Origin of the sequence: Microbacterium zouquanmingi, from assembly GCF_052266675.1 — a bacterium.
Taxonomy (GTDB): domain Bacteria; phylum Actinomycetota; class Actinomycetes; order Actinomycetales; family Microbacteriaceae; genus Microbacterium.
Map to the genome: position 1 here is coordinate 496,874 of NZ_JBQPRA010000003.1, position 16,015 is coordinate 512,888.

Here is a 16,015-nt window from a genome sequence, read left to right on the forward strand (position 1 = left end):
GATGGCGCAGCACATGAAGCATCCCGTGACAGCCCCGCCCACCGCGCCAGAGCGCGAGTCGACGGGGCATCTGCTGTTGCGCGCGTACGCGACTCTCGTGCTGATCGTCGCGTTCGCGCACACCGCTGTCTACAACCTCGTGGGCATCTACGGCGCGGGAATCGTCATGGTCGTCATGCTTCTGGCTGCGTGCGCCATCGGCATCCCGATGATCGCGAAGAAGCAGCCGCACGCGTTCGCGTGGCGTCGCCTTCCCTGGTCTGCCGTCGGGTACACCTGCCTCGCTCTGCTCTCCGTCGCCTGGTCGCAGTGGCGAGGACCCACCATCATCACGTGGGTGCTGCTGGCCGCGGTGACCGTCAATGGCCTGCTCATCGCGCACGCGCTGAGCTGGGAGGAGATCGTCAGGTCTCTGTCGTCCGCATTCAAGTGGATTCTCGGCCTGTCGCTCGCTCTCGAGCTCTGGGTGTCGGTCGTCATCCAGCATCCGCTGCTGCCGAATTTCCTCACTGTGCCCGACGGCGATATCGATCCGCATCTGTACTGGGTGCGCAACAACCTCGTCGACGGCGGACGCATTCAGGGCATCGTCGGAAACTCCAACGTCTTAGCGATCGTCGCGCTCTTCGCGGTCATCACCTTCAGCGTGCGGATCGCGCAGCACGCCCGCTGGCGCGCCACCCACATCCTGTGGCTCATCCTGGCGGCCTACCTGATGCTGCGGGCGTCGTCGGCCACGGCGTACCTGTGCGCCCTCGCCGCCGCGGTCGTGCTCCTGGTCGCGCTGCTGATCCGTCGTGCCCGGCGACCACGGGAACACGCACGTATCTACGCCACCTGCGGCGCGATCGTCGTGGCCTCGGCCGCGGCGCTCATCATCTTCCGTCAGCCGCTGTTCACGGCCCTCGGGCGCGGAGCAGACCTGACCGGTCGCACCGATCTCATCTGGACCACGGTGCTCGAGCGCGCCGGTCACCACCCGATCTTCGGCAACGGGTTCTCGAGCCCATGGATCCCCACCGACCCGGCATTCGACGGATGGATCGTCGACCACGGCATCACGGTCTTCCATGCACACAACATGTGGCTCGATGTGCTGATGCAATTGGGAGTGGTGGGACTCGCGCTCATGGCGGTGGCGTACCTCAGCCTGCTGTGGCGCTCCTGGTTCTTCGCCGCGGACCGGCCTCGCTGGGATCTGCGCGCTGACCGACCATACTCGCCGTTGACCCTGCTGCCGGTGCTGTTCACAGTGGTCCTGCTCGTGCAGGGTCTGGCGGAGTCCACCCCGATCATGCTGTGGGGCTGGCTGCTTCTGGTGCTGTTCTCCTTCAAGATCAAATCCGTGCCCCTCGCAGGCGTCGGGCTGAGCGAACAGTCCCGCGTGACCGAGCGCGGTCGTGCGGCTCGGCGCATCCCGTGACGACAGCACAAGCGCGTGTGAGCCGACTCCTCGGGTCGACCTCGATGGCGCGGGCCTACACGCTGTCGGTACTGGGGGCGACGTTCGGGTCGTTCGCGATCGAGCAGATGACATCGCGTGTCACGTTCGCAACGATCATCCTGATCCTGGCGGTTCTGGGGGCCGCGATTCTGTTCGTGCGGCGCGAAGAGCTGTCGCTGCTGAGAGTCGCTCCGACATCACTGCTGATGTTCCTCGTACTGGCTCTGCTGAGCCTGCTGTGGTCCACGGATCGGGGTGACACGCTGACTGCCTGGGTGTGGCTCTTCGGCTTCGCCTTCCTCGCGATCACGATCGGGCATATTCGCGACACGCTGCAGACAGTGCGCGCGATCGGCGACACGCTGCGAGTGCTGCTCGGTCTGTCTCTGGGAGTGGAGATCCTCTCCGGGATCCTGCTCGACGTGCCGATCAAGTTTCTCGCCATCGAGGGCAATCTCGCAGCGGGAGGCCCGATCCAGGGACTGTTCGGCACCCGCAACATGCTGGGGTTCATCGCCGTCATCGCGCTGATCACCTTCGTGATCGAGTGGCGGACGCAGTCGGTGGCCGCCCCCATCGCCGTCCCCTCGATCGCGCTGGCAGGATTCCTCGCCCTGCTGTCGGCCTCCCCCACGGTTCTCGTGCTCGCGGTCGTCGTCGGCACGGCAACAGGTGCGCTGACGATCGTGCGTCATACACCGATCACGCGTCGCACGATCGTGCAGTGGATGCTGGGAGCACTGGTCGTTCTGACGCTCGGGGTGGCTTTCCTCTTCCGGCATCCGATCATCGCGTGGATGGGTGCGGGCTCGGATTTCTCGACCCGCGCGGATCTCTGGAACGAGATTCTGAACTTCGTCGCTCTCAAACCCTTCCAGGGCTGGGGCTGGTTCGGCACGTGGGAACGCGGCGAGTACCCGTTCAGCTTCATCAACTACCAGCTCGACAACCACCACGAGAGTGCGCTGAACGCATTCTTCGATGTGCTGCTGCAGCTCGGCATCGCCGGCTTCCTGCTCTTCGTTCTCCTCGGCGGGGTCGCGCTGGTGAGATCCTGGCTGGTCGCGAGTGCGCGACGTTCGGTCGTGTACGCATGGACCCCGCTCGTGCTGGTGACGCTCGCTGTCGACTCGATGTTCGAGAGCTTCACCCTCACGGGTGCGGGCTGGTTCATGCTCGTTCTGTGCGCCCTGCGCGCAGGACAATCGCGATCGTGGCGCGAGAGCATCGACGCCGCGAACACGGGCGTGATACCTACGCTGGGGCGACTCGAGTAAGACGGGATTCACGGGTACGGCGGGTAGGCTAGACCCCGGCCAAGACTTCTCATGCCTACCACGCGCCCGCGAGCGCACACCGGAGATATCCACGTGACACCCAGCCAGCATTCGTTCGATCCGGCACAGGCGACGATCGTGATCGTCACGTATAACCGCTCGCATCTGCTCACTCGCCTCCTCACGAGCATCACCGTGATGGATCCGAAACCCGGGCACGTCGTGATCGTCGATAATGCTTCGGTCGATGACACCACCGAGGTCGTCGAGTCGTTCCGGGGCACCATCGGCACCGAGATCGTCTACCGCAAGCTCGACACGAACACCGGCGGCTCCGGCGGATTCAGCGAGGGTATGCGCACCGCGTACGAACTCGGCAGCGAGTGGATCTGGATGATGGATGACGACGTCGAGGTCATTCCCGACGGACTCGCCAAGATGGGCAACTGGGCGCCGCGCTTCAAGAGCATCCAGGGCCGCCGCTACGACTACGACGGCAGCGAGTTCTACTGGCAGTACCGCATCGCCGACCGAATGGGCATCCCGATTCCTTTCGCTCCGGCAGGTTTCGACGCCTCCGGATTCAAAGAGATGAACAGCGGATGCTTCGAGGGAATGTTCATCCACCGCTCGATCGTCGCGCAGATCGGCCTGCCTGACCCCCGGTTCTTCATCTACTGGGATGACCAGATGTACGGCTGGCTGGCGTCGCGTCTGACCACCGCCGTGATCGTCGATGAGTTCGTGCTGCGCCGCACGCGCGAGATCAAGCAGTGGGACATGGGCGTCCGGCACATGAACGCTTCGAGCAACGCATACCGGTACTACATCATGCGAAACCGCGGCTTCATCAAGCAGTACTACCGCACGCACGGCGTGTACAACCCTGTGCTGTTCGGACTGGGATCGACCGCGACGTTCTTCAAGGAACTGATTCGTCTCGTTTTCGTCGAACGCACCGTGCGCGGTACGAGCAACCTCTTCCGCGGCATCCGTGACGGCGGGAAGATCGGACGCGACCGCACGTGGAAGCCGATGCCTGCATTGGAGCAGCAGTGAGCGACGATCAGAAACCGCAGGCGGAATGGATTTTCCCTGAGGAAGAGAAGAAGAGCGGCAAAGGTCGCGTCTGGCTGATCGTCGGACTCATCGTCGCGGCGCTGGTGATCATCGGGGCTGTGCTGTTCTTCTTGATTCCGCGCGATGAGACTCCCGGTCCCGATGCGAGTGCCACGCCGTCGGCATCGGCCACCACGACGCCCTCTGGTACGCCGTCTGCTGCGCCTTCTGATGGACCGTCGACCGAGCCCTCTGAGCCGATCACGACCCCTCCCCCTGTACCGGACCCCGATATGGGTACTTTCGTCGGTCAGGTTCAGCCCTGGCTCGATGACGCCGTTACCGGCTTGGACATGGTTGCGAACATGAGCGGCCAGGAGGCAGCACAGGTCGTGGACAGCCTGCAGGGCGACGCCGATCGCCTGTCAGGCGTGGTCGCACCGAGTTCCATCTCGTCAGAGTGGTATGACGGCGTGAGCACGTATGCAAGCGATCTGCGCGCGCTTCGTTCTGCGATCGATACTGCCGCCGATGTTCAGGCGCCTCTCAGCACCGCGTCGGCCTCGCTTCAAGAGCTACGTGCCATGATCGGTCTCTAGACCGATATCTCGTCGCCGGCAGTCAGTTGTGGTCGGCGTTGTACCGGTCGAGCACGTCGTTGATGCCGGCATCAAGCACAAGCTCGCCCTTGTTCAGGTAGAGGCCCCGCTTGCAGAAGCGGCGCAGATCGCGTTCGTTATGGCTGACGAAGAACAGGGTGCGCCCTTCGGCGAGCAGCTCATCGATGCGCTTGTAGCATTTCTCACGGAACGCCTTGTCGCCCACCGCGAGGACCTCATCGACGAGCAGGATCGGCTCGTTGAGCTGCGAGACGACTGAGAAGGCCAGACGCACCTTCATGCCGTTCGAGAGGTGCTTGTAGGGGGTGTCCTGGAAGTCCTCGAGCTCGGCGAAGGCAATCATGTCGTCGTACCGACGGGTGATCTCCGCCTTCGGCATCCCATGCAGACCGGCCGTCAGACGCACATTCTCGCGCACAGTGAGGTCGCCGACGAAACCGCCGGTGAGCTCGATGAGCGGCGCAACTCCCCCGTGGACCGCAACCGTTCCCTCATCGGGAAGCAGAACGCCGGCGACCAGCCGCAGCAGGGTCGACTTTCCCTGGCCGTTGCGGCCGACAACCCCGATCGATTCGCCCGGCTGCACCGTGAACGAGACGTTGCGAAGCGCCCAGAACTCGCCCGGGCGACTGCGCCGCGAAGTGTCGGCGAAGAGGTCCTTGAAGCTGCGTCGCCCACGCCGGTTGCGGCGGAACTGCACCCCGAGGTCTTTGACTTCGATCGCTGCGGACATCACAGCTCCTTCAGCACTGCGCGCTCGAGGGAGCGGAAGACCCAGACACCCAGCGCGAAGATGATGAGGCACATCGCCGCCCCGATCAGCACCGTGTTCAGGTGCCACTGATCCGGGAAGAACGCCATGCGGTACAGCGTGAAGATGCCGGCGAGGGGGTTGAAGGACATGAGCGTCTCGAACGGTTCGGGAATATTGGACACGCTGTAGATGATGGGGGTGGCGTAGAAGAGCGCGCGCAGGATGAGGCCCGTGGTGCGTTCGAGGTCGGCGTAGAGCGCGCAGAGAGGCGCGACCAGCAGCCCGAGGCCGACGAGCAGGATCACCTGCAGCAGCATCGCCACGGGGAACCACAGGATCCCCCATCCGAATTCCGTCCCGGGTGAGAAGACGGCGAACATCACCAGGACGGGTAAGGAGAAGAGGAACTCCATTCCCTTGCTGAGAACCGTGCGGTTCACCCAGATCGATCGGGGGATGTTCGTGGACCGGACGAGCCTGGAATCCTTCTTGAAGGCCTTGGTGAAATCTGACACCGACGAGTTGAACCACACCCATGGCAGGAGGGCGCTGATGAGGAAGACGATGTACGGGTCTTCGCCCACGCTGCGCTGGAAGATCTGCGTGAACACGAACCAGTAGATCGCGCTCATCACCAAGGGATCGAGGACCGACCAGAGGTAGCCGAGGAAACTCGTCGAGTACCGGACCTTCAGGTCTCGGGCAGAGAGCAGCCACAGCGAATGCAGATATCGCCGGGGCGTTCCCGGCGCCCCGACAGCAGCGTGACTCACAGTGTCGAGTCTACGAGAGAGTGTTGTTCCACATCGACAGCGCCGAGCCGATCGCCATGTGCATGTCGAGGTACTGGTAGGTGCCGAGGCGTCCGCCGAAGTGAACGTCCTGCTCCCCCTGCTGCAGCTCGCGGTAGGCGAGCAAGCCCTCACGGTCGGCGGGAGTGTTCACCGGGTAGTACGGCTCATCGGTCTTCTCAGCGAAGCGCGAGAACTCGCGCATGATGACGGTTCTGTCCGTCGGGTAGACGTCCTTGCGCTCCGGATGGAAGTGCTTGAACTCGTGGATGCGCGTGAACGGAACGTCCATGTCGGGGTAGTTCATCACCGGTGTGCCCTGGAAGTCACCGATGTTCAGGACTTCCTGCTCGAAATCGAGCGTGCGCCAGCTGAGCTCGCCTTCGGCGTAGTCGAAGTAGCGGTCGACGGGACCGGTGTAGACGATCGGCACCTGGCCGACGAGGGCCTTGCGGTTCAGCGGCTGGGACTCGTCGAAGAAGTCGACGTTCAGCATGACGTCGATGTTCGGGTGCTCCGCCATCCGCTCGAGCCACGCCGTGTACCCGTCGGTCGGCAGGCCTTCCCACGTGTCGCTGAAGTAGCGGTTGTCGTAGTTGTAGCGCACAGGGAGACGGCTGACAATGTCGCCGGACAGCTTGTGCGGGTCGGTCTGCCACTGCTTGGCGGTGTAGTCGCGGAAGAACGCCTCAAACAGAGGGCGGCCGACGAGGGCGATGCCCTTCTCTTCGAAGTTCTGCGCAGACTTGACGTCGTACTCGCCCGCCTGCTCCTTGATGAGCGCACGCGCTTCATCGGGCGAGTATGCAGCTTGGAAGAACTGGTTGATCGTGCCGAGGTTCACCGGCATCGGATACACGACGCTCTTGTGGTTCGTGTAGACGCGGTGCACGTAGTTCGTGAACGTCGTGAAGCGGTTCACGTACTCCCACACCGTCGCGTTCGAGGTGTGAAACAGGTGCGCCCCGTACTTGTGGATCTCGATGCCCGTCTCGGGCTCCGCCTCGCTGTAGGCATTACCGCCGATGTGGGGACGGCGTTCGATGACGGTGACGTTGCGGCCGGCGTTCGCGGCGCGCTCAGCAATGGTGAGGCCGAAGAAACCCGACCCTACGACGAGGAGATCCATGGAAGTCCTTCCCGGCACGGCAATACCGAGCACAGTGAGCAAGTCTAGATGTTGGTCGAAACGGTGGCGCACTCGACCCATCGGTACGGCTGAAGCCACGGGTAGAATCGAGCGCAATGTCTTCTGAACGCCCCACGGTATCCATCGTTGTCCCGGTCTACAATGCCGTCGCCCATCTCTCGGCCTGCGTTGCATCGATTCTGTCCCAGACCCATTCGGAGCTGGACGTGATCCTTGTGGACGACGGGTCGACGGATGGCTCCGGAACCCTCTGCGATGAAATAGCGGCAAGAGATCCACGGGTGCGCGTCATCCATCAGGACAATGGCGGGATCGGGGCGGCACAGAACGCGGGACTGGACATTACCCAAGGCCAGTTCATCACGTTCTGCGACAACGACGACCTGATGAGTCCGCGCCTTGTGGAGCGGCTTCTGGAGATCCTCATCGCCGCCGACGCCGATATGAGTTGCTGCCGGTGGTGGAATGTCGGGGCGAGCTCAGCGATGGCAGAGCTCGAGCGACACCGCGACGACCCACCGGGTGAGGTACTCGTCTTTAGCGATGCCGCCCACAGCTACCAGAACGTCTTCAGCGTCGCGTTGAGACGACTGCTGAGGAAGGAACTGCGGTACTTCAGCGAAGCGAACTGGGGGAAACTCTACCGAGCGTCACTCTTCGATGAGATCCGCTTTCCGGAAGGCCACTTCGCGCAGGATGTCACAGTTTCAATGGATCTGTACCTGCGCATGCGACGGGTAGCATCGTGCAACGACCGACTGTACTTCTGGCTTCAACGTGGCGACAGCGTGTCGCATTCGCTGCGCTCGGCTGATTACTACCATGACATCGTGCAAGCGCACGCTCGTTCATTCGACACGGCGCTCGCCCACGATATTCTTCCGGCGCGCGCCTACTACGGCTTGACAGCGATGAGCCTGCAGCGCCGCAGCGCACGCACTGCGGCCGAGGCTGCAATGTTCCAGTCCGATGCGACCTTGGTTCGATCGCTACTTTCGCGCCTGAGCACGATGCAACGAATCCGCTGTCTGGCGCTTCGCCTGATCCGGCAGGTCGAGGTCCTCGTCTACGATCGCACCGTACACCGCAGACGCTGACTCATCTGCGACGTCTAAAGGCGAGGTGCACGACCACGCCGATAAGCGGACCGGCGACCAGGCCCACGACGGTGCGGACACCCAGTTCGCCGGGCGTCAGCACGACGGCCGCAATCGCCAAGAGGCACGCCAGCACCCAGCCCGTCGCGAAGACGTTATGACGGCCCGCGGCGAGTACCCGCGCCCCGGTGACTGTCAGCAAGCCCAGACAGCCCGAGGCAACGACCAACCAGGCGAGCAGCGCTCCCGATACCGCGAAGTCTTCACCGAACAGCCGCACCAGAACGCCCTCACCCCACAGCCCCGCCACCGCGGCGAGGATCGGCGTGACCGCGGCCAGTCCCAGCAGCACGGTCACCATCAGCCGTCGCGCAGTCGCAGGCGACGCGCTGAATCGTGCGATGAGCATGCTCTGCAGCACGGTGAGTGGCACGAGGATTGGCGCTCTCGCCAACGTAAGCGCGAGTACAACGACGCCGAGCGCAGCACGATCGTCGCTCCCCACGAGGGACAGGATCACCGGGAATCCCGTGACCAACACCGCGTTAGCCGTCGACGCGACGATTGTCCGGCTGGCGTTGAGGCTGAAGGTCCGATAAGACTCGCGCACCGTTGAACGCGACCGCACAATGGACCAGCGCGCTACCGCGACCGCGGCCACCGAGACCGGGAACGGCAACGCCACCGCCCACGCGAGCGCGGCACCATCGCCGCCCGCCCAAAGCGCGATTACAACAAGAACCAGACGAAGTACCCCGTCGATGATGGGAATCGCGGCGAACCCGCCCCACTGTCCACTGCCAGCGAGCACTCCATTCAGTGTCGCAACGCCAACATACGACGCGATGCCGACCGCCAGCGCGATCCCCCAGTCAGCGTTTCCCGACCCGAACAGCGGTTCTGCCCAGAAGATTGAGGTGAGGACCGTGAGCAGAAGAACTGCCGCGGCGAGCACGCCCGCGAACCGGATTACCGATGCACCGCTGTTCTTCTCTGTGGGGTCTTGGCCCAGCCCCGAGACGGCACGGGTCGTCTCCTGTTGCACGCCGAACAGCACGCCGACAACCATGAAGAGTGCCGACCAATAGAGCGAGAAAGAGGCGTATCCGACGGGCCCGACAACGGGAGCGACGATCAAAAGGGTGACGAAGCCACTCGCGCCCGATACGACGGTAGCGAAGAGGACGAGGAAGATGCTCCGTCGCGACCTGTGCCCTGCCGAATCCACCGATCCCATTGACATGTGATTCGCGCGCTTCCCTTCCCAGGATCCGCGAAGATGAAGCCAGAGCCAGCCTCGATCTCCGGAGACCGACTCCGCCATTATGCCAGCGGATCGACACTCAATCGAACGCTCGCCTACGAAGCGAACGCCAATATGGAGGCAGAGCCATCAGCCATATACTGACATTCATGGTGTACCCCCTTGATCAGGTTCTGATCATCATGCCCGCCTACAACGAGTCAGAGGTGATCGAACGCGTGATCTCCGAGGTCAGAGCGACCTTACCGGAGGTGCGCATTCTGGTCGTAAGCGACGGCTCAACAGACGGCACAGTCGCTGCCGCCCGCGCCGCCGGGGCTCAAGTGCTCGAGCTCCCCTTCAACCTGGGCGTTGGTGGCGCGATGCGACTCGGATTCCGCTTCGCTGTTGACAACGGAATTCCGGTAGCGGTGCAGCTGGATTCCGATGGTCAGCACAACCCGAACGATGTTCCTGCCCTAGTCGCGCAGCTCGTTGACCATGATGTCGTCATAGGTGCGCGGTTCTCCGGCACAGGCGATTATTCAGTTCGAGGCCCACGCCGATGGGCGATGAAGTTCCTCTCTGGCACGCTCAGCCGAGCGCTCGGAACACGGCTTACCGACACGACGTCGGGCTTCAAGGCGCACGGACCGCGCGCCGTTGCGTTGTTTGCCCGAGACTTCCCCGCCGAGTATCTTGGCGACACCGTCGAATCACTTGTCACCGGCCACCGGGGCGGGCTGTCATTCACCCAGGTGGGCGTTGCCATGCGCGAACGAGCCGGCGGAACTCCGTCACACAACCCACTGAAGTCAGCGGTATACCTCGGTCGCGCCTTCTTTGCGCTGCTAATCGCGTTCCTCCGGCCGCGCAGATGGTCGGCGGCAGCATGATCATCGCCCGCTACCTCGTCGGCATCGTCGGCGCACTCCTCATCCTCGTCGTCGTGATCGAGCTGCTTCGTCGCGGAAGGCTGCGAGAGCGTCACACGATCTGGTGGCTGATCGCTGGTGCGATGAGCCTCACGGTCGCGATCTTCCCCTCGATCCTCGACGGGCTCGCCTCACTGCTCGGCGTCGACGTCCCGGTGAACCTGCTCTTCTTCGTCGGCATCATCGTCCTCTTTCTCGTATGCATTCAGCAGTCCACTGAACTCACTCGATCCGAGGAGCGCACTCGCACACTCGCCGAACGCGTGGCGCTGCTAGATGACCGGCTTCGTGAAATGGAGTCTCGGAGAGCGCAGGAAGAAGATGAATGAGCCTCACGCGCGCGCCCGCGGAGACTGGTCGTCGTGACTGTTTCGGGTGCCTCCAACGCTGTCGTGTCCGGTGCCCCATCGCGACGCCGAGTGGCTCGTGTACTCCTCGTCGCCCTGCTCGGTTTCATCGCGCTCCTCTCCTGGGCGTTTGGCTCTCCCGTTGGCGCCAGCCCGGACGACAACTTCCACCAAGTGAGCATCTGGTGCGCCACAGGCGAGCGTCCCGGATTGTGCGAGACCACGGGCGATCCAAACGAACGATCCGTTCGAGCCGATCTCGCGTATAGTTCCGCCTGCTACGCATTCGCTCCGGAACACAGCGGTGTCTGCGACCCCGCGCTCACGGGCATGATCGTCACCGGTCACGGCAACTTCATCGGCATGTACCCGCCGGTCTACTACAGCGTGATGAGCGTGTTCGCCTCGAATGATCTGCAGACCTCCGTCTTGCTCATTCGCGCGTTCAACTCCTTGCTCGCGGTCTCCATCGTCACTGCGCTCTACTTGCTCGTCGGCCGCGAGCTTGGGGCGCCACTTCTGTGGAGCCTGCTCGTCACAGCAATCCCGATGGGCATCTTTCTGACCGCCAGCGTGAATCCGAACGGCTGGGCGATCGTGTCCGCCGCGACAATGTGGGTGGCGATGGTGGGATTCTTCCGCGCGCCGACTCTGAGCCGACGGATCGCTCTTGGCGGCATCGCCTTGGTCACAGCCCTCATGGGCGCGGGTTCCCGCGGCGACTCCGCCGCGTACGTGGCCGTCGGCGCGGTGGTCGCGGCGATCGTGGCATTCGAACGGACGCGGCGGTACCTATTCTCTTTGCTCCTCCCGCTCTTCGCCGTGGGTATGGGAGCCGTGTTCTATCTCGGCTCGACCCAGACCGGCACGGCAATCGAAGGCCAGATGCCCGGTGCGCCCACGCACGAGGTCGACTTCCTCCGAGACTTCTTCGACACCGTGATCAACATTCCAAGGCTCTGGATCGGAAACTTCGGCACCCAGTCACTCGGTTGGGGCGACGTAGAGATGCCCGCTATGGTGTGGGTCACCACGATGGCAGTCTGTGTCGGTGTCGCATTCTGGTCGCTTTCGCGGTCACGCGACGCGCGCACCAACATCGCGATTGCCCTCACCGGCACCGCGCTGGTGCTAGTACCGAGCTGGGTGATCACACAGAACGGCGTCGACGTCGGCGAACTCGTACAGCCACGCTACGTCCTGCCGCTGCAGGTCCTGTTCATCGGGCTGCTCCTGTACGGAGCCGGTGATCCTCGGTCCGCGATGACGCGCGTGCAGCGCTGGCTAATCGTCATCGGTTTGTCCGTCGCAAACAGCGTCGCGCTCTATACCACGATGCGACGCTATCTCACGGGCACCGACTACCGTGGATTCGACCTGAACAAGAATATGGAGTGGTGGTGGCAGAATATGCCTATCCCTCCCGGTACGATCTGGATCCTCGGATCTGCAGCGTTCACCGGCATGCTGCTCCTCGTCAGCGGTATTCTCACACGCCGTCCCCATGCCGCACAGAAGAACTCCGCCCTGCCGGCGGAGGAGCAGACCACCACTAATTGACCAGACACAGACACAGACAAGGCTCAGAATGCGCGTTTCCCACCGTCTTGCAATCGTGACCGGCGGCGCCGGATTCATCGGTGCCGCGATGTCCGCAGGGCTCGCCGACACATTCGACCGCGTCATCGCGTTCGATAACCTGCACCCTCAGATCCACCCGGATCACCGTGCATCCGATGGTTTTGATCCCCGCGTCGAGATCTACGAGGCGGACATCACCGACCCATCTGCGTGGGACCGACTGCTCGCAGATTCCAAGCCAGATGTCGTCATCCACCTTGCCGCCGAGACAGGCACCGGTCAGTCGCTCACGGAATCCGTCCGCCACACGTCGGTAAACGTCGTCGGCACGTCGACAATGCTCGACGCACTGAAACGCAATGACGCGGTACCGCAGCGGATTATCGTCGCGTCCTCGCGCGCAGTCTACGGCGAGGGCGCCTGGCGGCACGTGGGGGGTCCAGAGGCTGGCGCCCTGTTCTACCCGGGCGCACGTCCGACCGCTATGTTCGACGCGGCGGAGTGGGACTTCCCCAACGCGGAACCGGTCGCAATGAACGCTTCTCTCGTACAGCCGCGCCCTGCATCCGTGTACGGGGTCACCAAGCTCGCGCAGGAGGATCTTCTGCGTATCTGGGGCGACGCATTCGGAGCCGAGATCGGAATCGTCCGCCTGCAGAACGTCTATGGCCCTGGCCAGACACCCTCGAATCCCTACACCGGGATCATGTCGCTGTTCTGTCGAGTGGCTCATAACGGCGAGCAGATCGCCGTCTATGAGGACGGCGATGTGCGCCGCGACTTCATCATCGTCGATGATGTCGCCGATGCGATCCTGCGGATGGTCGAAATAGAGGACTGCCCGGTCGTCCCAATCGACATCGGCTCTGGTTCGTTCCAGACGATTCGCGACGCTGCTGAGCTCATCGCCGACATCTACGCGGCCCCCGCACCGGCGGTCACCGGTCAGTGGCGACACGGCGATGTCCGCCATGCCTGGGCTGACCCCGAACCTGCGCGTCGCTTGCTCGGGTTCGTTGCCCAAGTGAGCGTGGAAGACGGGTTCCGCCGTCTCGCCACATGGATCGACACCCAGACCGAATACCTCTAAGGCGTCGACGTGCCCGCAACCGGGCACACAGGTTCCTGAGATAGCGGACCGATAGCATGGCCCCGAACCGTTTCCGCGGCTGCGCCGCAGCACCAATGACGCAGGAGGAATCACGGAATGGGTACCGGCACGATCGATATCATCATGCCTTTTTTCGGCGACCCTGGTCAGTTCAAGGAGGCGGTCAGGAGCGTCATCGCGCAGACCGATTCTGATTGGCGCCTCGTCGTTCTCGACGACTGCTACCCGCACTGGAATCCTGAAGACTGGATTCAAGAGCTAGGTGATCCCCGCATCGCTCTGGAACGCAATCCTCAGAACCTCGGTGTCAGCAAGACGTTCGATCGCAGCATCGATCTCGCTAAGAGCGACTACGTTGCTATCCCTGGATGCGACGATCGACTCCTCCCCAATTACATCTCCGAGGTGCGAGCCCTCATCGAACGCTTCAACAAGCCGGAATACGTGCAACCGGCGGTATCAGTCATCGACGACGACGGACAGCCTTCTTCGCCGTTGCCTGACCGCATCAAGGCTATGGTGCGCCCTCGAATATCTGGACCAACCTTGCTCAGCGGCGACGCGCTACTGACCACTCTGATGCACGGCAATTGGACTTACTTTCCTGCGATCTGTTGGCGCACCGATGTGCTGCGCCGCTTCCGATTCACAGACCGGTACGAGATAGTAATGGATCTGGCGCTGCAGACTGACATCTTGCTTGCGGGTGGCCGTCTCGCCACGTCGACCTCCTCAGCGTTCGAGTATCGCCGCCATTCTGCGAGCGCTTCCTCCTATACAGCGAGTGACGGCACGCGCTTTATCGAGGAACGGGATTACTATCGAGGCGTCGCTTCTCAGTTGCGCGCTGCCGGACAGCGGCGCGCTGCACGGGCAGCGACGCTTAGAGTGACTTCGCGACTGAATGCCCTCTCCAAGCTCCCTGCAGCGATGCTGCACGGACGATGGTCGGCGACGTCACTGTTGTGGAAGCACGTGTTCGCACGCTGACGCCTGTTGCGTCACACATGTCAACAACGCCGCGTGACAGATCTCCGAGAAGGGCCGAATAGACTGTTCAGCATGCCATCGTCGACGGGTCCGCTCGCTACGCTCTCCACAAGGGAGAATCACTCTGAAACGACGGATCGTCCCCGCGTCTTACGCGTCCTTTTAGTCGCTCTGCTCGGCTTCGTGGCCTTGATCTGCTGGAGTTTTGCATCTCCGGTCGGCGCGAGCCCGGATGATAACTTCCACATGACGAGCATCTGGTGCGCCCCGGGTGAGCGCCCTGGCCTTTGCGAGCAGACACAGAACCCCGAAGAGAGAGCCGTTCTCGCGGAGGTTGCTTTCACATCCGCTTGCTTTGCCTTCGACTCAGAACATCCTGGCCGATGCGATCAAGCGATGTCCGGTCTGGTGGGCACAGCACACGGCAATTTCGAAGGGCTTTATCCGCCTGTTTACTACGGCACGATGAGCATCTTCAGCTCCGCTGATGTCCCTACATCGGTCTTGCTCATGCGTATATTCAATTCGCTGCTAGCCGTATCCCTCGTCACCTCGATCTATCTTCTCGTCGATCGTCGGTTGCGCGCACCGATGCTTTGGGGACTGTTGCTCACGGTTGTCCCCACCGGTATCTTCCTTGTGTCCAGTATCAATCCCAGCGGCTGGGCGATCATGTCGGCCGGCACACTGTGGGTGGCGCTCGTGGGCTACTTCAGAGCCCCCACCATGACACGCAGAATCGCGCTGGCTGCGCTCGCACTCATTGCAGCGGTTATGGGCGCAGGTTCTCGCGGCGACTCCGCGGTCTATGTGGCGTTCGGCGCCGTATTGGCAGCGATTCTCTGCTTAGAACGAACGCGTCGATACTTGCTCGCACTCATTCTCCCTATCGCGGTTGCTGTAATAGCCGCGCTGTTCTACCTCGGGTCCAACCAGGTCGGCTCGGCGTTGGAAGGGGAAATGGCTGGCACACCTCCGCAGCACGTTGATGTCGTCAGTGGCCTTCTGCGTACTCTCCTCAATATTCCTCAGCTCTGGGTCGGAAACTTCGGCGCGCAGGCCTTGGGGTGGGGAGATGTCGAGCTGCCCGCCGTAGTGTGGTTCAGCACATTGATCCTGTACGCAGTCGTCGCCTTTTGGAGTCTGTCGCGACCCCGCGACCTACGCGCGAATCTGGCGATCGCGCTAGCCGGTATCGCACTGGTCATGGTGCCGAGTTGGGTGATCGTCCAGAACGGCGTCGACGTAGGTGTCCTCGTGCAGCCGCGATATGTGCTCCCGCTGCAGGTCCTCCTGCTTGGGATGCTGTTGGTGCAGGCAGGCGATCCAGGCGTCGTAATGCCGCGCATCCAGCGCTGGATCATCGTTATTGGACTCGCGGGGGCCAATAGTGCCTCGCTGTATACGGTCATGCGTCGATATCTGACAGGGACTGAGTACAGCGGGTTCGACCTGAATCAAGGCATCGAGTGGTGGTGGCAGAGCATGCCGATTCCGCCCGGCATGTTCTGGATATTAGGCTCCGCTGCATTCGCGGCTCTGCTGGTCATCGTCACCGGTGTGCTGCGTCGCACGCACGATACCGCTGCGCTGACCACCAGCCGGTTCTGAACTCA

The 16,015-nt window shown here is 62.7% G+C and carries 15 protein-coding genes; 11 read left to right on the forward strand and 4 right to left on the reverse strand.

The features are described 5' to 3' along the window. Position 1: 1 nt before the first annotated feature. From ACTU6V_RS09850 to ACTU6V_RS09865, 4 genes are read left to right on the forward strand one after another with little or no spacing between them, the layout of a single operon-like run. Positions 2-1,423: an O-antigen ligase family protein gene (locus ACTU6V_RS09850; RefSeq protein WP_443467937.1), complete on the forward strand. Its 1,422-nt coding sequence runs from the start codon at positions 2-4 to the stop codon at positions 1,421-1,423. Continuing rightward, the gene (locus tag ACTU6V_RS09855; RefSeq protein ID WP_443467936.1) at positions 1,420-2,721 is read left to right on the forward strand and encodes an O-antigen ligase family protein; all 1,302 of its coding nucleotides are present in this window, start codon (positions 1,420-1,422) and stop codon (positions 2,719-2,721) included. The genes ACTU6V_RS09850 and ACTU6V_RS09855 overlap by 4 nt, the downstream gene beginning before the upstream one ends. A gap of 51 nt (positions 2,722-2,772) precedes the next feature. Next, entirely contained in the window at positions 2,773-3,780 is a 1,008-nt protein-coding gene (locus tag ACTU6V_RS09860; RefSeq protein ID WP_443467935.1) for a glycosyltransferase, read from the forward strand. Then, positions 3,777-4,379 carry a flagellar basal body-associated FliL family protein gene (locus ACTU6V_RS09865; protein WP_443467934.1) on the forward strand — a complete coding sequence of 201 codons (603 nt, stop codon included), beginning with the start codon at positions 3,777-3,779 and terminating at the stop codon, positions 4,377-4,379. Before ACTU6V_RS09860 ends, ACTU6V_RS09865 begins: the two co-directional genes overlap by 4 nt. 22 nt (positions 4,380-4,401) lie before the next feature. On the opposite strand, the gene ACTU6V_RS09870 is transcribed toward ACTU6V_RS09865, so the two are convergent. From ACTU6V_RS09870 to glf, 3 genes are read right to left on the reverse strand one after another with little or no spacing between them, the layout of a single operon-like run. Beyond that, positions 4,402-5,133 (reverse strand): ABC transporter ATP-binding protein, encoded by a 732-nt coding sequence (locus tag ACTU6V_RS09870; protein ID WP_443475499.1) that lies wholly within the window; start codon positions 5,131-5,133, stop codon positions 4,402-4,404. Then, the gene (locus ACTU6V_RS09875; RefSeq protein WP_443475500.1) at positions 5,133-5,927 is read right to left on the reverse strand and encodes an ABC transporter permease; all 795 of its coding nucleotides are present in this window, start codon (positions 5,925-5,927) and stop codon (positions 5,133-5,135) included. Before ACTU6V_RS09875 ends, ACTU6V_RS09870 begins: the two co-directional genes overlap by 1 nt. Positions 5,928-5,937: 10 nt before the next feature. After that, positions 5,938-7,074, reverse strand: coding sequence for a UDP-galactopyranose mutase (gene glf, locus ACTU6V_RS09880; protein WP_443475501.1), 1,137 nt, complete (start codon positions 7,072-7,074; stop codon positions 5,938-5,940). A 116-nt stretch (positions 7,075-7,190) separates the two neighbouring features. Between glf and ACTU6V_RS09885 the strand changes: the two genes are divergently transcribed. Continuing rightward, entirely contained in the window at positions 7,191-8,192 is a 1,002-nt protein-coding gene (locus ACTU6V_RS09885; protein WP_443475502.1) for a glycosyltransferase, read from the forward strand. Between the two features lies 1 nt (position 8,193). On the opposite strand, the gene ACTU6V_RS09890 is transcribed toward ACTU6V_RS09885, so the two are convergent. Continuing rightward, the gene (locus ACTU6V_RS09890; RefSeq protein ID WP_443475503.1) at positions 8,194-9,435 is read right to left on the reverse strand and encodes a lipopolysaccharide biosynthesis protein; all 1,242 of its coding nucleotides are present in this window, start codon (positions 9,433-9,435) and stop codon (positions 8,194-8,196) included. 170 nt (positions 9,436-9,605) lie between these two features. On the opposite strand from ACTU6V_RS09890, the gene ACTU6V_RS09895 reads away from it, so the two are divergent. The 6 genes from ACTU6V_RS09895 to ACTU6V_RS09920 all read left to right on the forward strand — a co-directional run bounded on the left by ACTU6V_RS09895 (position 9,606) and on the right by ACTU6V_RS09920 (position 16,010). After that, complete coding sequence (locus ACTU6V_RS09895) at positions 9,606-10,331, forward strand: glycosyltransferase family 2 protein (protein WP_443475504.1); 726 nt, start codon at positions 9,606-9,608, stop codon at positions 10,329-10,331. Then, on the forward strand, positions 10,328-10,699 hold the full coding sequence (locus ACTU6V_RS09900; protein WP_443475505.1) for a DUF2304 domain-containing protein: 372 nt from the start codon (positions 10,328-10,330) through the stop codon (positions 10,697-10,699). Before ACTU6V_RS09895 ends, ACTU6V_RS09900 begins: the two co-directional genes overlap by 4 nt. A gap of 33 nt (positions 10,700-10,732) precedes the next feature. Further along, positions 10,733-12,277: a DUF2142 domain-containing protein gene (locus tag ACTU6V_RS09905; protein WP_443475506.1), complete on the forward strand. Its 1,545-nt coding sequence runs from the start codon at positions 10,733-10,735 to the stop codon at positions 12,275-12,277. Between the two features lie 28 nt (positions 12,278-12,305). Further along, positions 12,306-13,388, forward strand: coding sequence for an NAD-dependent epimerase/dehydratase family protein (locus ACTU6V_RS09910; protein WP_443475507.1), 1,083 nt, complete (start codon positions 12,306-12,308; stop codon positions 13,386-13,388). Positions 13,389-13,505: 117 nt separating this feature from the next. Further along, entirely contained in the window at positions 13,506-14,399 is an 894-nt protein-coding gene (locus tag ACTU6V_RS09915) for a glycosyltransferase family 2 protein (protein WP_443475508.1), read from the forward strand. A gap of 72 nt (positions 14,400-14,471) precedes the next feature. Beyond that, entirely contained in the window at positions 14,472-16,010 is a 1,539-nt protein-coding gene (locus ACTU6V_RS09920; protein WP_443475509.1) for a DUF2142 domain-containing protein, read from the forward strand. Positions 16,011-16,015: the final 5 nt, after the last annotated feature.

What these genes read in the sequence shown, in the direction of transcription:
- ACTU6V_RS09850 (WP_443467937.1), top strand. Translation starts at nt 2, where the DNA reads ATGGCGCAGCACATGAAGCATCCCGTGACAGCCCCGCCCACCGCGCCA.
- ACTU6V_RS09860 (WP_443467935.1), top strand. Translation starts at nt 2,773, where the DNA reads ATGCCTACCACGCGCCCGCGAGCGCACACCGGAGATATCCACGTGACA.
- ACTU6V_RS09870 (WP_443475499.1), bottom strand. Translation starts at nt 5,133, where the DNA reads ATGTCCGCAGCGATCGAAGTCAAAGACCTCGGGGTGCAGTTCCGCCGC.
- glf (WP_443475501.1), bottom strand. Translation starts at nt 7,074, where the DNA reads ATGGATCTCCTCGTCGTAGGGTCGGGTTTCTTCGGCCTCACCATTGCT.
- ACTU6V_RS09885 (WP_443475502.1), top strand. Translation starts at nt 7,191, where the DNA reads ATGTCTTCTGAACGCCCCACGGTATCCATCGTTGTCCCGGTCTACAAT.
- ACTU6V_RS09890 (WP_443475503.1), bottom strand. Translation starts at nt 9,435, where the DNA reads ATGTCAATGGGATCGGTGGATTCGGCAGGGCACAGGTCGCGACGGAGC.
- ACTU6V_RS09895 (WP_443475504.1), top strand. Translation starts at nt 9,606, where the DNA reads ATGGTGTACCCCCTTGATCAGGTTCTGATCATCATGCCCGCCTACAAC.
- ACTU6V_RS09900 (WP_443475505.1), top strand. Translation starts at nt 10,328, where the DNA reads ATGATCATCGCCCGCTACCTCGTCGGCATCGTCGGCGCACTCCTCATC.
- ACTU6V_RS09910 (WP_443475507.1), top strand. Translation starts at nt 12,306, where the DNA reads ATGCGCGTTTCCCACCGTCTTGCAATCGTGACCGGCGGCGCCGGATTC.
- ACTU6V_RS09915 (WP_443475508.1), top strand. Translation starts at nt 13,506, where the DNA reads ATGGGTACCGGCACGATCGATATCATCATGCCTTTTTTCGGCGACCCT.
- ACTU6V_RS09920 (WP_443475509.1), top strand. Translation starts at nt 14,472, where the DNA reads ATGCCATCGTCGACGGGTCCGCTCGCTACGCTCTCCACAAGGGAGAAT.